An 18427-nucleotide genomic window follows, 5' to 3' on the forward strand; every position below is an offset into this window, starting at 1 on the left:
TAATGATATGAGACTTACATATTATTTTTTCATTTTGAGAGGAGCTTGAAAAATGTATTCTACTTTAGAACAATTAACAAAGCACCCTGTATTTTTTCATTTTGCAGAAATTTCAAAGATTCCTAGAGGATCAGGTAATGAAAAGGAAATTAGTGATTATTTAGTGGGCTTTGCAAAAGAGCGTAACTTAGAAGTCATTCAAGATGAAGCATTAAATGTCATTATTAAAAAAGAAGCAACAGCTGGTTATGAAAATGTACCAGCTATTATTATTCAAGGTCATATGGATATGGTTTGCGAAAAAAATCAAGCAACAGTACATGATTTTGAAAAAGATCCAATTGAATTACGAATCATTGGGGACATGTTATATGCAAATCAAACAACTTTAGGTGCTGATAATGGTATTGCAGTTGCGTATGCATTAGCTTTATTAGATTCAAAAGAAATTCCGCATCCAGCACTTGAAGTCGTTATCACTACTGAAGAAGAAACGACAATGGGCGGAGCTTTTGCTATTGATCCAAATCATTTTGAAGGAAAGATATTTATAAATATTGATTCTGAAGAAGATCATAAATTACTTGTAAGTAGTGCAGGTGGTGCGAAAGCTGTTGAAACAATTCAAGTAATTTGGGATGAAACGCCAGCGAATATGGATGCATACCGTATATATGTTGGTGGTCTAAAAGGCGGCCATTCTGGTATGGAAATTGATAAACAACGCGGTAATGCGAACAAAGTATTAGGACGAGTATTACGTGATTTATCAGTACATACGGAGTTTTACATAAGTGAAGTTCACGGCGGATTAAAAACGAATGCAATTCCGCGTGAAAGTGTAGCTACAATTTTAATTCGTACAGAAGATGTAGGACAAGTAGAAGAAAAACTAGAATCATGGACACGTGTATTACAAGAAGAAATGCGTGCTGTTGATCCAGATGTTCATGTTACACTGACAAAATTGGATGAAAAAGTTGAAAAAGTATTTGCTAAAGAGACACAAAAGCAGCTTATTTCATCATTATTCTTAATTCCAAATGGCATTCAAAGTATGAGCATGGATATTAAAGGTCTTGTAGAAAGTTCAACAAATTTAGGCGTTATTGAAACGTTGCAAGATGAAATTAAATTACGTAACGAAGTGCGAAGTTCTGTAAGTAGTTTAAAACAACATGTTGCAGAAGAAATCAAATATATTGCTGAATTAGTTGGTGCTACATTTGAAATAGAGTCAGAGTATCCAGAATGGCCATACAATCCAAACTCACAAATTCGTAATTTATTTGAGAAAGTACATCAAGAAAAATACAATAAAGAAATTGAAATCTTCGCTGTACATGCGGGGATTGAGTGTAGCGCATTCGTTCAAAAGATGCCTGAATTAGATGCAATTTCATTCGGACCAGACATTTTCAACGTCCACACTCCAGATGAACATATCAGTATCTCTTCTGTAGTGAATAACTGGGGATTCTTCATTGATGTAATGAAGGGTACGAAAGAATTAGCTAAGTAATAACGACGAAATAAAAAGGAGTCTATAAAAATTTATAGGCTCCTTTTTTGTATTGGAATTTATCCCACTATTTGCCGGGCAGCCCGATTGGTTCAACTAATAATCAGTGGGGGATGAATAAAACCACTACTGATTAAAGTTTCACTTTATGAGAAGTCATTTTTCGTTAGTATGTAATATTAAGCTTGAACAATTAATAAGGATGAATTGTTGATGTTTTTTAGTACTGATGAAGGGGTGGAGAAATGAAGGGAAGAAATCATTTTATTGTTTGTATGTTTTTATTGTTTTTCACATTTAGTTTTATTGGTGTTCAGAAAATAATAGCAGAAGAAGTTGAATTTTCAGGAACAACAGCTCCATTGAATGTAAATGTTAGAGAGGCAAAAAGTTTAAATGCAAATATTGTAGATGTGATTCCCGGAAATACAAAAGTATCTTTTAAAGGATGGGAGTATGGTGAAGCGGTTAAAGATTACTGGACAGGAAATTTAGATAATCGTTGGTTTTATTATTTTAAAGATGGAAAAAAAGTATATGTAACGTCAGCGTATATTAATGGAAATCCCCCAAGTACACCAACAGACCGTAAATTATCTGTACCTAACATATTACAAGAAAGATCAAATTGGTGTTGGGCAGGCACTTCGGTTTCAGTTTTAAATTATTTTGGGAAAACTCCTTCACAAGATCAGTACGTTAGGTATGTTAAGGGTGGATCATATAATAATCCTGCAACTTCACGTGAAATACAATATGGATTATCGGGATATGGTGTTAGCTCAGCTATAAGTTCTGGAGCAAAATCTTATGATTGGTTCAAAAGTCAAATTAATAGTAATCAGCCGATGATTGCACTCATTATGTGGCAAAATGGAGCTAACATCGGACACTTTCTAGTACTTGATGGATTTTATAAAGGGACAAATGGAACAGATTATATAACATACATGGACCCTTGGTATGGTGATCATTATAATCATAATTTCAGTACGTTCCATAACAATAATAATTTTTGGTGGAGTGAAACTGTTTATAATATCCATGCAAACTAATAATATTAAAAGCGGGGGTTCATAAATGGGAAAACTACTTAAGCTTGTGATACTGTGCATGTGCTTAATGACCGTTATTATTTTCGCTAGTAAAATTAGTTATGCATCAAAAAATAAAAGTGAATCAGTACAATCGATCGCATTAAAAGATTATCAATATAGTAAGGGAAGTTCTTCTGAAAATTTAAGTTTTGAAAAAATAACAACATCTCCATTTTCGTTACCAATCTATGAAACAATTCCAGCACAGCAAATTTTAAATAGCTCTGAATTTAAGAATTTACTATTACCAACAAATGAAAAGCTGTGGTTTATTATGAAGGGTGAGCAGCCAGAAGGACTAATTGTTGCGAATGATACTGAACCGATTCGAACGGGCGGAGAAAATAGAAGTAAAGATTTATATGGATTATATAAAGCAATAAAAAATAATACAAATGAAACAAAAGATATTAGTTATTTCGAATTTGAAGGGCAAGGAATATTGGTAGTAAATCAAAATAATGATCAAGAAATATACCTTAGTAAAGGTGCCGCTGCCATATTAAAACTTCCTGCTGGTCAAAAAGTATTGAGCAGTGAAGTAATACAGAAAATGAAAGAGAGAATTGTAACTGGTTTTGAATAGTGGTAATATCTGATTTTTTTGTTTATACAAGGTTGAATAGGGAACAGGATCAATGGTAGCATTAGGGCATCTTTACTGTTTGAAACCTAATAGTGTATATAAAAAGGTTAGAGAAGTTAATTCTCTAACCTTTTTATATTAATGTCTGAAATTTAAAAAGTGATGGAGTAAACCAAATAATAAAAGTTTGTCTGCTCTTCTATTTTTATTTGCAATTTAAACTCGTTATATTCAGCTATCTATTGTACAACCTTTTTACATAGCTGAATTTTTTTATTTGAAAATAAGGGTGCATCTATAAAACCATAATGATAAACTAAAATACCTAATTCCACTCTAGAATTAATATGCCATTTTTCTTTAATATGATTAATTATCGTTGAAATTCTTCGAGGGGTAACATATATTTTTTTTGAAATTTCTGCATCTGTGTATCCTTTTGCTACATAAATAGCCACTTCTAACTCTCTTTCGGTCAACATTCTTTTCATAAAATACGCTCCTTCGAATTTATTTATATAAAAATCAAAAGAAACTATTAAAAGAAATAAAGGTGAAAAATCATATTTATTTTAATCCGGCTATTTGCGGGTAGTAAGACTCCGACCTCAAAATTTAGATGTGGCAAAGAAGTCGGACTCCCTGTAAAAGCCTGCCTGGGGTGGACTAATAATCAGTGGGGGTGAATAAAACGCACATTGATTATTAGTGAACCATATTTTAATAATTTCTCGTATTGTGATACAAGTTTGTAAAAGAAACTATAAATCCATATAATTAGTAATTGTAACTATATCAATTTTACATTACATTAAAAGTTGGAAAATATTCTTATACTCATAAAGTGTTACATTTGAGGGAGGAAAGATGGAATTCTACAATCTTGGTATTATTATTAAAGAACTTAGAAAGAAAAAAAACATGTCACAATCTGAATTATGTCATGGAATATGTTCACAAAGTCAAATTAGTAAGATAGAAAAAGGTATTATTTATCCATCTAGCATATTGTTGTATCAATTATCTGAAAGACTTGGTATTGATCCAAATTATATATTCGCACTAACCAAAAATAAAAAAATAAAATATATTGAAAATGTAAAATGTGTAATGAGAGATTGTGTAAAACAAAAACAATATAATGAGCTTTATGAAATAGTAAAAAAAGAGAAAAATGATAATAATTTCCAATCGAAAGAGGATAAACAATTTTTATTATGGCATGAAGCGATTGCTATATATTATGTAAATGGAGCAACAAGTAATGCTTTTGACATTTTAAATAGAGCACTAAAACAAACCTTAAGTAGTACTAACTTTTTATCAGAAAAAGAAATAAGCATAATGAATTCAATTGCTATAATACATGCAGAAAATGAAGAGTATGAGAAAAGTATAAATATATTAAAACAAAGTTTAATTAATTTTAATAAGATAGAATTTCCTAGAGAAAAAGAAATCAAATTAAGACTCATTCATACGTTAACAAAATGTTTACACCTTGCAAATCAATATGAAGAAGCAATAAAGTATAGTGAAATAGGTATAAAATTAGCCATAAATATGAATACTTTATACTTATTAGGTGAATTGTTTTTTGAAAAAGGTGCAATTTTATTGAAAGTTCAGCACTCTAATGAAGTTGGTTTAACAGACATAAAAAAAGCATTATTTATATTTGAACTAACTGAAAGAAAACAATATATAAAAATGATCAAGGAAAAATATATTAAAAATCAAGAATAAACAAGAAAGAATTTTAACATAAACTATTCCTAATTGTTATTTATTTCTAAAAAAAGTACTGTAATACGAACTATTCCTAATTGTTGTTTATTGCTAAAATGAATACCGTAATATTAGATAAATATAAAGGGTGGCATTTTATGAAATCAAGAGGAATTACTCGTAAAGCAGATAGTATGGGGCGTATTGTTATTCCAATGGAAATAAGACGGAGTTTAGGAATTGTAGAAAAAGATTCTCTTGAAATGTTTATAGAAGAGGATCAGATTATTTTACGAAAATATCAATCTCCAAGAGCTTGTGCACTTACAGGAGATATTTCAGACAGCAATATTTCGTTAGCGAATGGGAAGATTATCGTAAGTCCAAACGGGATGGAACTGTTAATAAAGAAGTTACAGCAATATCTTTTAAAGTAAAAGATAAGTAAGAACTTTAAAATAGAATATACTTGGAAAAAGTCCTCTATTCATTTAGGGGGCTTTTTTATTGTTATCAATAAAATTGAGAGGCCGTAGTTGGTTCAATGGAATACGGATTACCTTATAAATAGTCTGACTATTTTTTATAAAAAAACTATTTATTTACATTTTTTTGTTTCGTGTTATATTTTTAATGTTAACATAGTTGTATTGAAAATTCTGATTTTAAAATTAGGAAAACTTTAGAAAATGAAATACTCTTACTTGAATTGAAAATCATATAAACATAGTTTGAAAGTAAAGTATGAAAATGAATCAGATTTTCAAATTAAATTTGCCAAATCAATGGAGGTTCGTGGGGGAAATGTAACTAAGAAGAAATCTCTTATACTCCATGTTTTTTATTTGTAAATCGGTAATTCTAATAGCTCTGACGAAAAGTAAAGGAGTAAAAAAGAAGTGGATAGTTTGTTTAATAGAAGATAGGGTGTAAAAAATAAAACAACGGAGGTTTTATAATGAATAAAGGAATACTGCAGATTACAGAAATTGAAGAAATTACTATTCCGAATCTATTGAAGGATAAAATGAAGAATCTGATAGAAAATGAATTAAAAACTCATAATCCTTATACTTGTGATCAAGAAATAGCAGCATATTTTTCAAAAGAGTGGCTTAATTGTTTGATTGACTATTCAAAGAAAACTCCGAATTCAGACATGAAAAATCTACTACATATGATAAAAATAGCGAATTGTGGTGGGAACGTACCGCCTATCCTTATTAAAAATACTCCATGTGATCCTATAGAAACACTATTACCTGGGGAAAATCGCAGAGGTTTTAATTATGGTGAAGACGAACACGATAGAATGAAAAAATATTTTTATGCAGAATGGGTCACCTGGCTTTTTGCCACACTTTTTAATTATGATGCTTTAATTCACCCATCCGAACATGCAGGGAAAAATAGATTTCATCTCATTTCACCTTTAAACAACGATGAAGTTTTGCGAAATGTCGGTGCAAGCACCGGTGGCGGGAACTTTTATCAACATAACGATGCCACAGTGTATACAGATATGAAAGACCAATCAGATATTGAAGCAAGATTGAAAACATTCAATACGAATTTAGAAATTGTATCAAATAGACTTAATAAATCCGTGGAACGAATAGTGTCTGAAATTACTTGTGGAAAATTTACTAGAGTTGATGCTCTTTTATTAAAAGGAGTGTTAAATTTAAAAACTCAAACTCATATTGGAACGCCAAAATTACTTCAAAAGCATCTTGAAGAAAATTTCTTCAGTAAAGATGACATATTGGCGATAAGTAAAATGCCTATTGCTCATATCGCAGGAATGGCTGATGGTGAAATATCGGGATTTGTAGGGGAAATAAACCAAATTATATTTTTAGATGATAATGGTGATATTATTGCAACTTGTTTAAATGGAGCAGAGAATAGATTGATTTATGTAGGAGAAAGTGAAGAAGAAAAATTGAAATTTGACATGTTTTTAGAACTCTTACGAACAACGCCTACTTATAAGGTTCCACTTACATCTGAAGATTTATTACTTATACCAAATTCATACTATGGTAAACAAACAAATGTAACTCATGGTAGAGAAAGGTTATCTGAGGAAGAATATAAAATCCCGATTGGAAATAATAAATACGGAAGAAGAATTGTTTGCAGGCAATACGTTTCCAGCCGATTACGTGATCAGAAAGAAAGTTACTTTAAAGATTTAATTAACTAGTTTAAAGAGAGGAGGGAAGATGGGGAGGTTTGGGGTATAATAGCTCAAGCCTTCCCATATTCTTTGTATGGATTTTACTATTGAATTACTCATACTACTATTTTTAGTAGCTGTATTAGCAGGATGGATAGATACGATTGCTGGAGGCGGTGGTATGATAACTATCCCGATAATGTTATTAGTAGGTATGTCTCCTTCTGTAGCGATAGCAACTAATAAACTGCAAGGGAGTAGCGGAACTCTCATGGCAACAGTGTTTTTTATTAAGAAGAAAGAAATTAATCTTAAAGAAATGCGTTTGTCCATCTTAATGACCTTTTTTGGATCAGTTTTCGGTGGATGGCTTGTTTTACAGATACGAGCAGAATATCTAATTATGATATTACCTTTTTTACTTGTTTTTATTGGCATTTATTTTCTATTATCTCCAAATATAGCAAACGAAGATCGACCGAGAAAAATAAGTATGTTGTTGTTTGCGTTAACAGTGGCTCCGTTACTGGGATTTTATGATGGTTTCTTCGGCCCAGGAACAGGTAGTTTAATTGCTTTAGCATTCATTCTCTTATGTGGATATAGTGCTACACGGGCGACTGCAAATGCTAAGATTTTGAACTTTACAAGTAATTTCGCTGCTTTGTTGTATTTTATTATTTTTGGCCAAATCGATTGGACAATTGGATTGATTATGATGCTTGGTCAAATAATAGGATCATATATTGGGGCGAAGATGGTGCTTACAAAAGGGACGGCATTAATACGACCAATAGTGGTTATTGTTTGCTTTGTCATGGCAATTAAGATTTTTTTACAAAATATGAACTAAATGTAATCAATATATTATTTGTATCAAAGTTAGAGTGTTTTCATGTTCCTATTGCAGTATTACGCTGTTTAAGATGTGTTCAAAATTACACAATTTGACTAGTGTAATGTATTGCGTTATGCTTTTTTATAGTATAAAAGAAAGGCTTGAAGATAATGATTCGTCGTTTGAGAAAGCTAAAAAATGTAGCAGTCGTAGTAAGCTTCTAAGTAAATAGCAATATATATAATACTTAGAAGCGAGGAATAAAGTTATGAAGCATCCATTATTTAATCATTGGTCAGAAACAAAGTATATAAAAGATATAGTAACAAATCCACTCATTGAAGTAGGAGAGTACTCCTATTATTCAGGCTATTATAGTCATCAAAATTTTGAAGATGGCTGTGTAAGGTATTTGTGGGGAGATGCTAAGTCCCAAGCACTGTTCAATCCAATTGAACAGATGGGATGGCACCTTGACAAACTCATTATTGGGAATTATGTTTGCATAGCAAGCGGGGTAGTCATTTTAATGGGTGGTAATCATAATCATCACTCAGAATGGATTACAGTATATCCATTCGCTGAGCAAATTAAACAATCATATGAACCTAAGGGAGATACAGTCATTAAAAGTGATGCTTGGATTGGAATGAATGCTATAATAATGCCTGGCGTTACTATTGGTGAAGGTGCAATTGTTGCTGCAGGATCAGTCGTAAGTAAAGATGTTCCGCCGTATACAATAGTTGGTGGAAATCCTGCTAAGGAAATAAAGAAACGATTCACTGATACAGAAATAAACATGTTAATGGAAATGCGTTGGTTTGATTGGGATAGGAAATTGATTGAGAAGGCAATTCCGCTGTTATCTAGTCCATCCATCGAACCATTATTTGCTTTTTATAAAAATGAAGTGAAAAATAAATAAATCAGTTAGAAAAACTACATCCAGTATAGGGTGTAGTTTTTTATTTTTTGTAAATGTGGAACAAATGTATTATTTAGATTGTCTATTAACTGTAATCCTAAAAAAATATGAAAGTGTGAATCATTTTGAAAAATATAAGGGGATTAAAAATAAGGATATGTGTGGGAATACAAAGTATTAGCGCACCTAAAAATGTCGGATGAGATGGTCTATATGAAAGCGATTCAAACGTTTTATATGTATATACAATTTGAGAACACTTTCTATTTTTTTGCGGGATTATGTTAGAATAACGCTTTTTTTAAGTACAAAGAAATTGGAGGTAACAGAAGTGAAAGGTATGTTTTGCAATAGAGTTATTGCAATAGTAACAGTGCTTACAATATTTTGTAGCATGGTCGTTACAATTGGAAAAGCAGCAGCGGAAACAGATCCTGCTATAGACGTTGAAGCAGGGTCAGCAATTTTAATAGAAGCAAATTCTGGAAAAATTTTATATGAAAAAAATGCAGATGAATCATTGGCAATTGCTAGTATGACAAAAATGATGAGCGAATACTTAGTTTATGAAGCGGTGGATAAAGGAAAACTTAAATGGGATCAAAAGGTTAAAATCTCTGAATATGCACATAAGATTTCGCAAGATCGTTCACTATCAAATGTTCCATTAGAAAATGGTGGCTCTTATACGGTAAAAGAGTTATATGAGGCAATGGCAATTTACTCTGCAAATGGTGCAACAATTGCTTTAGTTGAACAGATTGCTGGTAAAGAGGTCAATTTTGTAAAAATGATGAACGATAAGTCAAAAGAGTTTGGTATGAAAGACTATAAGTTTGTAAACTCTACCGGCTTAACAAATCAAGATTTAAAAGGATATCACCTAGAAGGGACAACTCTAGACGAGAAAAATAAAATGTCTGCAAGGGATTGTGCAATTTTAGCACAACGTCTTATTCAAGATTTTCCCCAAATATTAAATACAGCAAAAATTCCTAAAAAAACATTCCAAGAGGGTGGTAAATATCCAATTGATATGGCGAACTTTAACTGGATGTTAAAAGGTTTAATTAAGCAATATGAAGGTGTAGATGGTTTGAAAACAGGAACGACTCCAGAAGCGGGAGATTGTTTCACTGGTACAGTAGAAAGAAATGGTATGCGCCTAATTTCTGTAGTGATAAAAGCAAAATCTCATACGGCACGTTTTGATGAAACAAAGAAATTATACGATTATGGATTTGCGAATTTTGAAGTGAAGAATGTCTACGGAAAAGATTCAGTAATAAAAGGACATGAAACAGTTCGAGTGGCAAATGCAAAAGACAAAGATGTAGTAGTTCAAACGAAGCAAGCTGTTTCACTTCCAATGCCGAAGGGCAATAAAGACATTTATAAAAAAGAATTTAAAGTATCGAATACGGAACAAGAAGCGCCTATTAAAAAAGGTGTAACAATTAGTAAAATGATTATCTCGTCTAAAGATAATACAGATCCTGGGTTCTTATCAGGTAATTCATTACAAATAGACCTTGTAACAAAATCTGATGTGGAACAAGCAAATTGGCTTACACGTTTTATACGTAAAACAGGATCTTTTTTTAGTGGTATGTGGGATCGTACGATTGATATAGTAAAAAGCTAATTTTATAGGATACAACTAAATATTAGTTTGAAACAAAAGGTTTCAAAGCACTATAGATTCTTATGTGGATAGCTTGGAATGTTAGGGTGTAATTTTTTCTTCTTACTTTGTGCATTGCAATGACACTACTTTTTTCTATAGTTTCGTATCATTTAATCGAAAAGAAATGTATCAACTGGGCAAAACAAAGAACAACAAATTTTTTGAAAAAAGTATAATTCCTAGAGGGATTTTATTTCTTTAGTAAATATACGAATATGACCGATTCCTTAGTATACTTGGGAATCGGTCAATTTTGGATTCTAAATGTAAATATAGTAAAGTGGAATATAATTGAAATCGAAAACCACTTAGAAATAACAATTACGGTGTGAGCTATTGTATAGTATAGATATGTTTAAAAATAAAGGGGGAATACATATGTGGAAGCGATTTGTAGCAATTGGTGATAGTTTTACAGAGGGGATAGGGGATGAAGTTGAGGGAATTGCATTAAAAAGCTGGGTAGATCATTTTGTTCAACTGTGTGAAAAAGATATAGAATATGCCAATTTTGCAAAGCGTGGGTTAGTAACTGAAGAAATTCGCTTGCAGCAATTGGAAAAGGCGTTAACTTTTAATCCAGATTTGGTTAGTCTCATTGCAGGGGCAAACGATGTTTTAAAAGGACGTTGGAATCATGATGCATATAAGAACGATATGGAATTTATGATAGATACATTAAGTAAAGCAGGGGCTGATATTATTATAGCAAACCTTCCTGATTTTACAGTTAGGCTTCCTTTTGCTTCTGAAAAAAAACAAGAAATAAAAGAACAATTATTAGAGGCAAATGAAGTTATACATTCACTGAGCAGAGAGTATAAGCTTCATCATGTTGATTTTTGGAATCATCATTTAGTTAATGACAATACGCTTTGGTCTAAGGATTTAATTCATCCAAACTCAAAAGGATATGTAAAAGTTGCTGAATTAATTTTTAGTAGTTTGCCTGTACAGAAGACAAAATAATAGTTTGCAATGTAACGAATATGATATTAAGTGTATGAAGCTATGTTTTTTAGTAAATGGAAAGAACTAAACATTTAGCAAACAAAGCGTTTCTACGATATATTTCTACAGTAGTGCACAAATACAGAATCACAAAGAAAGATCACTTATGGAAATAGGTGGTCTTTAAATGTTTTTATAACTAAATTAGTATATACTGTATTACTAACAATTTCGTACTACATAAAAATTAAGTTCTCTTATAGAAAAACTGATTTTATATTATCTTAAAATATAATAACATGTTCAAATGATATTTTGGGTATGTATCCTAATTGTGAATGATGTGTAATTTTTTTTGAAGTATAAATATCCAATAAATAAAATAGGTAGTAGGTGCAGAAGTATTAATACTATATTATTCAATTCTTGTTATGAGTTCATTAGTGATTGGTAATATTATATTTTTATTATCAACTTTAGTTATTGGAATTAATTTGCATAGAAAATATGTAGGATAAGAAAAAATAAATATACTTTATTGTATATTTATTTTTTTGTTTAGTAGGATTTATAGTCTCTATAAACTATTATGTTAATAAAATTAAAAAACTTAATTCTTGATATCCTTATGGCTAAAACTATCTATAAAATGACAATATAACTAAATAATTGTTTGGTATGATTTGTGGATTTAGTTTTTTATCCGAATTTTCTGATTCAAATATTTCAACTTTATGAATATAGTAGGTGAAATATTTGTGTGATAGTATTTGAGATAGAAAAAAGCCAACTTTAAAAAGGATGTGAATTGAATGTGCAAACGACTGTAAAGGGTTATATTAAGGAAACGTTTAGCCGTTATTAGTGTAAGGTAAAGATATATTTTGTAACAGTTGATATAAAAATGAAGAAATAGGTGCGCTTTCGTTTGTCTGACTATTTTAAATATATGAAAAACAAGAGTGGTTTGAGTTTTGACGATGTTAAATTCTAGGTGAGATGTCAATAATGATTAATTAAGTTTAATAAAGAGGTACCTTATACGCAAAAGCGTTTATATTAGTAACCTAAGGAGCTTGCTTTTATGAAAACTACTGATTCAAAAGGCCTATTAGGAAATAGGGTTTATTTACAAGTTTTCTCTGCCTATTCATTGCTTATGCTTGGTGTTTTTATTGATATGTTAGCGATTATGACTATAGTTGGGTTTGAATGGGAAGTAGATCCTACTATGATTGGATTGATTCCTGTTGCATATGCACTTCCTGGAATTATTTTTGGCTCATGGGCAGGTGTTATTGCAGATCGTTTTAGAAAAATTCCAATTATGATGTTCTGTAATCTAATGGTTGGTCTAATAACAATTTCTCTTTTATTTGTACAAGATATCCACTGGCTCTTAGTGGCATTAATGATTCGTTCCATTTTTATTGTTTTCTATTATCCTGCACAGCAAACACTAACAAGACAGATTGTATCCCCGGACTTGCTTACTAAAGCAGTAAGTATCAACGGAATAGTAGAGCAGGGTACAAAGATAGTAGGCCCACTTATAGGGGGCATGTTGCTGAGTTGGTTTCAACCAGAGTTCTGCCTCATTATAAGAGCTATAAGTTGTTTATTAGCTACTTTAGTTTTGATACCCACAATAAAATTTAAAGAAACTATATCGAAAGAATTTGTTGAAAAGCAAAAACAAAGTACTTGGACCGCTTGGGTACAAGGGTGGGGTTATGTGTTATCTAATCGGATAATATTATCAACCATGATTTTCGTTACAATAGCCATGGCAGTATTACAATTAGTAGACTCACAATTCCCAACTTTATTTAAGAGCTTATTCCCACATGATAAAAGTAAAATGGGATATATCATTTCTATTATTGGTCTTGGCGGAATACTTGGTGCATTACTAACTCAGAAATTAAAACAATTTCAATATGGCTGGGTAGTATGTGGAGGTATGGTTTTAATGGGAATTGGTTTTGGGGGGATTGGTTTGATAACGCCCGGTACGGTCTTCGTTTTAGCCTATTTAATTAGTTTTATCGCTGGTATTGGAAGTGGGCTGATGCTTGTATCTAATCAAGTCATATTACAAATAGAATCCGATCAAGATCAAGTAGGAAGAGTATTTGGTATACAAAGCAGTTTAACAAACGCAGTTTTAATTATTTCCCCTGCTATGAGTGGCCCATTAGTGCATTTGTTTGGAGTAACTCAACTCTATGTTTATGGAGGGATTGGGCTTGTTATTATTGGAGTAATTGGAGTTTCACTGCAGAAATATTTATGGGCTAAACATAAACACGAACCTATAAGAGCAAATAATTTTTGAAGGGAAGATTTTTATGACCAATGAGGAATGTTATCCATTAAGCCATCCGCAGCGAAGAATATGGTATACAGAAGTTATTCATTCTGATAAAGGAATATGTAATTTAAGATTTTTATTTAAACTTCATCGAAAAATGAACTATTCAAAATTAAACCAAGTTGTGAATCGCGTTATCAGTGAAAATGACGGTCTGTGCATTAGGTTAAAAGAAAATGGGCATCAAGAACCTAAACAATATTTTATTAAACATGAAGAACAAGAATTTGAGTTTTTTGATTTCAGTAATGTGGAGAATACAAATTTGCTTGAGGAATGGATTGAGCAGAAAGCAAAAGAAACGTTTACATTATTTAATTCGAATTTATACTATTTCGCTTTAATAAAATTAAACGATAATGAATGTGCGGTCTTTGGAAATGTTCATCATATTATTATGGATGGTTTATCAATTCAAATATTTACTGAGCAGATTGCAAAATATTATTATGACATGCATAACGAGAATGAGGAAGGCGAAATTAAAAATTCATATGTTCAATTTCTGACTAATGAACAAACATACTTGAATAGTAGTCGTTTTCAAAAAGATCAAAAATTCTGGTTAGAGGAATTTAAAACACTGCCATCTGTGACCGGGTTGAAGCCTTATAATACGTACCAAGTTAGTACCAAAGCATCACGTGAGACGTTTATATTAACGGAGCATTTGAAGAGAAAGATAGAAAAATTTTCTGAAGATTACAAATTTAGTTTATACACCCTTTTTGTTGCTGCTTTCTCGTTGTCCATGTATCGGTGGACCTCATCGCTTGATATTGGTTTAGGAATGGCTTACGGCAACCGTATGACTAAAATGGAACGAAAATTGATTGGAATGATGGTGAGTACAGTTCCTTTAAGAATGGATATTGATCCAGAAGAAGAAGTACTTTCATTTATTAGTAGGGTGTCCAGAAAACAAAGTAAATCATTAAGACACCAGAAATATCCATTTGATTTGTTATTAAAGCAGATTAATAAAGAGAATAACAGTAATGTGAGACTTTTCGGAACTACGATTGATTATAGGGATCGTGATGAAAGTGGTGACTCACTATGGATTCCAAACCGTGAAGAAGTACAAGATTTTGCAGTGCATATTGAAAATCTAATTGATATAGACTCTTTACATGTACATATTGATTATCGTGAGGAGCTATTTTCTAAGGAAGAGATAGAACGATTCTTTAACGTTATGCTAGTGATACTGGAAAATATTTTTGAAAACCCAAAGCAGAAGGTGGCTGAAATAGAAATCATTTCTGAGGAGGATAAAAGAAAAAGTTTAGTTGAGTTCAACAATCCTAAACTGGATGTCCCGCCTCAAGCAACTATTCATGAAATGTTCGAATGGCAAGCGATGATTTATCCAAATGCTATTGCAGTTACGTATGAAAAAGAAAAAATTACTTATAAGGAGCTTAATGAACGTGCAAACCAGTTAGCTCATTATCTGCAGAAAAAAGGAGTAGGACCTGATACTTTAGTTGGACTGTGCGTTGAACGTTCCCACGAGATGATTGTAGGTATTTTAGGGATTTTGAAGGCTGGTGGGGCTTATGTCCCACTTGATCCAACATATCCAGAGCAACGACTTCAATATATTTTAGAAGATGCTAGCATTCAGTTATTCGTAACGCAAGAAAGTTTAAAAGAATTGAACTGGTTACCAGAAAATGTTGAGTCGATTTGCCTGGATCGTGATCAAGATGAGATTGGGAAAGAAAGTAAGACTTTGCCGGTTTCTAGTGTCGGTCCCCAAAATCTGGCATATGTAATCTATACTTCGGGATCAACGGGAAATCCAAAGGGCGTTATGATAGAGCATCACAATGTCATTCGGTTATTTAAATCGACGGATTGTTGGTATCAGTTTAATGAAAAAGATACTTGGACGCTTTTTCATTCGTATGCATTTGATTTCTCAGTATGGGAAATTTGGGGAGCATTATTATATGGTGGAAAATTAGTTGTTGTTCCGTACTGGATTAGTCGATCACCTAAGGATTTTTATCAATTATTGGTGGAGGAAGAAGTCACAGTTCTAAATCAGACACCTTCCGCATTTCGACAATTAATACAAGTGTGTGAACAAGAAGATAAGAATAAAAATTTGCAGCTGCGTTATGTCATATTTGGCGGAGAAGCGTTAGAACCTACTAGCTTGTTACCGTGGTTTCAAAGGTATGGGGAGAAAAACCCACAGTTAATTAATATGTATGGAATTACAGAAACTACAGTTCATGTTACATATTATCCAATTACTTTAGATGATGTGCAGCAGGCTTCAAGAAGTAATATTGGAAAGCGGATTCCCGATTTAGAAGTGTATATACTAGACGCTTATCAACAACCTGTTCCTATAGGTGTTGATGGTGAACTTTATATTGGCGGGGCAGGGCTTGCACGTGGGTATTTAAATAGACCTGAATTAACAGCAGAGCGTTTTATATCTCATCCATTTAGTAGTGATCTGAAAGCAAGATTATACCGGACAGGAGACTTAGCGAGGTATTTGCCAGATGGGAATCTAGATTATCGTGGAAGAATTGATCATCAGGTTAAAATACGTGGTTTCCGAATTGAGATTGGGGAAATTGAGTCTACTTTACATACATATGCATATGTAAAAGAGGTAGTTGTAATTGTAAGAGAAGATCAGCCAGGCGATAAACGATTAGTAGCATATGTTGTAGGAGATGGAAATGTAGATGCGTGGAGAGAGTATCTTAAAGCGAAACTACCAAGTTATATGGTTCCTTCGGGATTTGTGGCGATGGAAGCTATTCCACTTACAGCTAACGGTAAAGTTGATCGTGAGGCCTTACCTATGCCGGAGGAAACGCAGATTAATAGTGAATGTGTTGGCCCTCGGAATAGTAACGAACAGATACTAACTACCATTTGGAAGAGAGTATTAGGTGTTAAAAAGGTGGGAATCTATGATAATTTCTTTGAAATTGGTGGCGACTCGATTCTCAGTATTCAAATCATATCTCAAGCAAGTCAAGTGGGGTTAAAACTTACTCCAAAGCAAATGTTTGAATGCCCAACTATCGCTGAGCTGGCACAAGTGGCTATAGAAACGCAGGGAGTACAAGCGGAGCAGGGAATTGTGATAGGTGATGTGCCTCTTACTCCAATTCAGTGCTGGTTCTTCGAGCAAGAACATCCACATACAGAGCATTGGAATCAATCAATGCTTTTAAGAGTAAAAGAAAGATTGGATGTGAAATTACTAGAGGGAGCGATATTAAATTTACTGAAACATCATGATGCTTTACGTTTCCGGTACGAACAGTTACCAAACGGAACGTGGAGGCAGAGAAATGAAGGGACTGATGAGCTGTCAGTACTCCATGTTGTAAAACGGAATCAAGTTAATGAAAAAGAGTGGAATAAAATAATACAAGAAGAGATGAATATTCATCAAGCTAGTTTCAATTTAATTACTGGTCCGTTAATGAAAGTAGTGTACTTTGAAGATAACTTGACTGAAAATGATCGAATATTCTGGGTGATACATCATTTAGTAGTAGATGGAGTGTCATGGAGGATTCTATTGGAAGATTTACAGGTGGTATATAACCAGATGAAACAAGGTCAAGAAATTCGCTTACCTGCGAAAAGTACATCTTTTAAAGAATGGTCTGAACGACTTCAGACATACAGTGATTCGGGTATTTCAAAAGAAGTAAAGGATTATTGGAATGAACAAGTAGAAAAAGAAACGATGAAAATTCCAATGGACTATCCAATACAAGAAACGACAGATGAATCGATTGATCAAGTGACGGGGACTTTAGGAATAGAAGAAACACAAGCATTGTTTCACGAAGTTCTAGTCACTCATAAGACAAGGATTGATGAGGTACTATTAACGGCATTAGGACAAGCTATCGTCGATTGTACAAATCAGCAAACCGTTTCTATTCATCTAGAAGGACACGGGAGAGAAGAGATGATTGAAGGTATTGATTTATCAAGGACAGTGGGCTGGTTCACGAGTATTTATCCCGTTCATCTCAATTTTCAAGGAACTCAGACACCTATTGAAGGGTTAAAGGCAGTCAAAGAGCAATTGCGTCGAATCCCAAATCGCGGAGTTGACTATGGTATTTTACGTTACTTGAATAAAGGATTACTTCCGTTTTATCAGCAAAAGCCTTCAATAAGCTTTAACTATTTGGGCCAATTTGATCAGGTGTTTTCAAGGGACTCTTTGTTTATGCAAGAGACAGGATTTACATTTTTAGATCATGCTCCAGATTCCAAACCATCTCATCTAATTGATGTTATCGGAATGGTGAAAGATGAAAAGTTACATTTTATTTGGATGTATAGTAGGGAACAGTTTTCTAAATTAAAAATTCAAGTGATAGCAGATGGTATGTTGAGGCATCTTCGTCAACTTATAAATAAACCAACAACAGAGTCTGCTTTTACGGTATCAGATTTTGCTGATGCAGAGGATCTTACGGAAGAAAGCTTGAGCAAAGTATTACTTAAATTAACAAAGAAGAGGGTGTAA

The 18427-nt window shown here is 32.6% G+C and carries 13 protein-coding genes and 1 pseudogene; 13 read left to right on the forward strand and 1 reads right to left on the reverse strand.

All coding sequences use genetic code 11. The features are described from left to right. Positions 1 to 52: 52 nt before the first annotated feature. From pepD to BHV55_RS12230, 3 genes are all read left to right on the forward strand, one after another. Positions 53 to 1522 (forward strand): beta-Ala-His dipeptidase, encoded by a 1470-nt coding sequence (gene pepD / locus BHV55_RS12220; RefSeq protein ID WP_000287515.1) that lies wholly within the window; start codon positions 53 to 55, stop codon positions 1520 to 1522. Between the two features lie 245 nt (positions 1523 to 1767). Then, positions 1768 to 2577, forward strand: coding sequence for a papain-like cysteine protease family protein (locus BHV55_RS12225; RefSeq protein WP_000678509.1), 810 nt, complete (start codon positions 1768 to 1770; stop codon positions 2575 to 2577). Between the two features lie 25 nt (positions 2578 to 2602). Continuing rightward, positions 2603 to 3205, forward strand: a complete 603-nt coding sequence (locus BHV55_RS12230) for a hypothetical protein (RefSeq protein WP_000517260.1) — start codon at positions 2603 to 2605, stop codon at positions 3203 to 3205. Between the two features lie 239 nt (positions 3206 to 3444). Here BHV55_RS12230 and BHV55_RS12235 read toward each other — a convergent pair whose 3' ends face one another. Further along, the gene (locus BHV55_RS12235) at positions 3445 to 3696 is read right to left on the reverse strand and encodes a response regulator transcription factor (protein ID WP_000827560.1); all 252 of its coding nucleotides are present in this window, start codon (positions 3694 to 3696) and stop codon (positions 3445 to 3447) included. 376 nt (positions 3697 to 4072) lie between these two features. On the opposite strand from BHV55_RS12235, the gene BHV55_RS12240 reads away from it, so the two are divergent. The 10 genes and pseudogenes from BHV55_RS12240 to BHV55_RS12285 all read left to right on the forward strand — a co-directional run bounded on the left by BHV55_RS12240 (position 4073) and on the right by BHV55_RS12285 (position 18427). Then, the gene (locus BHV55_RS12240; RefSeq protein WP_000397984.1) at positions 4073 to 4951 is read left to right on the forward strand and encodes a helix-turn-helix domain-containing protein; all 879 of its coding nucleotides are present in this window, start codon (positions 4073 to 4075) and stop codon (positions 4949 to 4951) included. 140 nt (positions 4952 to 5091) lie between these two features. Then, a complete protein-coding gene (locus BHV55_RS12245; protein ID WP_000842216.1) occupies positions 5092 to 5370 on the forward strand; it encodes an AbrB/MazE/SpoVT family DNA-binding domain-containing protein in 279 nt (92 codons plus the stop codon). A gap of 521 nt (positions 5371 to 5891) precedes the next feature. Further along, positions 5892 to 7142: a hypothetical protein gene (locus BHV55_RS12250; protein WP_048568149.1), complete on the forward strand. Its 1251-nt coding sequence runs from the start codon at positions 5892 to 5894 to the stop codon at positions 7140 to 7142. 67 nt (positions 7143 to 7209) lie between these two features. Then, positions 7210 to 7968, forward strand: coding sequence for a TSUP family transporter (locus BHV55_RS12255; protein ID WP_000347986.1), 759 nt, complete (start codon positions 7210 to 7212; stop codon positions 7966 to 7968). Between the two features lie 253 nt (positions 7969 to 8221). Further along, entirely contained in the window at positions 8222 to 8881 is a 660-nt protein-coding gene (locus BHV55_RS12260) for a CatB-related O-acetyltransferase (protein WP_000682538.1), read from the forward strand. Positions 8882 to 9212: 331 nt separating this feature from the next. Continuing rightward, complete coding sequence (locus tag BHV55_RS12265; RefSeq protein WP_048568148.1) at positions 9213 to 10526, forward strand: D-alanyl-D-alanine carboxypeptidase family protein; 1314 nt, start codon at positions 9213 to 9215, stop codon at positions 10524 to 10526. Positions 10527 to 10618: 92 nt separating this feature from the next. Further along, positions 10619 to 10744, forward strand: a pseudogene (locus BHV55_RS12270) (acyltransferase family protein); the annotation flags it as partial. 202 nt (positions 10745 to 10946) lie between these two features. Continuing rightward, positions 10947 to 11537: an SGNH/GDSL hydrolase family protein gene (locus tag BHV55_RS12275; protein WP_000265873.1), complete on the forward strand. Its 591-nt coding sequence runs from the start codon at positions 10947 to 10949 to the stop codon at positions 11535 to 11537. Positions 11538 to 12603: 1066 nt separating this feature from the next. Beyond that, positions 12604 to 13857 carry an MFS transporter gene (locus tag BHV55_RS12280; protein ID WP_048568147.1) on the forward strand — a complete coding sequence of 418 codons (1254 nt, stop codon included), beginning with the start codon at positions 12604 to 12606 and terminating at the stop codon, positions 13855 to 13857. Between the two features lie 13 nt (positions 13858 to 13870). Next, positions 13871 to 18427: a non-ribosomal peptide synthetase gene (locus tag BHV55_RS12285; RefSeq protein WP_070758103.1), complete on the forward strand. Its 4557-nt coding sequence runs from the start codon at positions 13871 to 13873 to the stop codon at positions 18425 to 18427.

The sequence above is a fragment of the Bacillus sp. RZ2MS9 genome (assembly GCF_001816185.2).
In the GTDB taxonomy this organism is placed as follows: domain Bacteria; phylum Bacillota; class Bacilli; order Bacillales; family Bacillaceae_G; genus Bacillus_A; species Bacillus_A cereus.

Excerpts from the sequence above, each read along its gene's own strand:
- pepD (WP_000287515.1), top strand. The coding sequence starts at position 53 with ATGTATTCTACTTTAGAACAATTAACAAAGCACCCTGTATTTTTTCAT.
- BHV55_RS12225 (WP_000678509.1), top strand. The coding sequence starts at position 1,768 with ATGAAGGGAAGAAATCATTTTATTGTTTGTATGTTTTTATTGTTTTTC.
- BHV55_RS12230 (WP_000517260.1), top strand. The coding sequence starts at position 2,603 with ATGGGAAAACTACTTAAGCTTGTGATACTGTGCATGTGCTTAATGACC.
- BHV55_RS12235 (WP_000827560.1), bottom strand. The coding sequence starts at position 3,696 with ATGAAAAGAATGTTGACCGAAAGAGAGTTAGAAGTGGCTATTTATGTA.
- BHV55_RS12240 (WP_000397984.1), top strand. The coding sequence starts at position 4,073 with ATGGAATTCTACAATCTTGGTATTATTATTAAAGAACTTAGAAAGAAA.
- BHV55_RS12245 (WP_000842216.1), top strand. The coding sequence starts at position 5,092 with ATGAAATCAAGAGGAATTACTCGTAAAGCAGATAGTATGGGGCGTATT.
- BHV55_RS12250 (WP_048568149.1), top strand. The coding sequence starts at position 5,892 with ATGAATAAAGGAATACTGCAGATTACAGAAATTGAAGAAATTACTATT.
- BHV55_RS12255 (WP_000347986.1), top strand. The coding sequence starts at position 7,210 with ATGGATTTTACTATTGAATTACTCATACTACTATTTTTAGTAGCTGTA.
- BHV55_RS12260 (WP_000682538.1), top strand. The coding sequence starts at position 8,222 with ATGAAGCATCCATTATTTAATCATTGGTCAGAAACAAAGTATATAAAA.
- BHV55_RS12275 (WP_000265873.1), top strand. The coding sequence starts at position 10,947 with ATGTGGAAGCGATTTGTAGCAATTGGTGATAGTTTTACAGAGGGGATA.
- BHV55_RS12280 (WP_048568147.1), top strand. The coding sequence starts at position 12,604 with ATGAAAACTACTGATTCAAAAGGCCTATTAGGAAATAGGGTTTATTTA.
- BHV55_RS12285 (WP_070758103.1), top strand. The coding sequence starts at position 13,871 with ATGACCAATGAGGAATGTTATCCATTAAGCCATCCGCAGCGAAGAATA.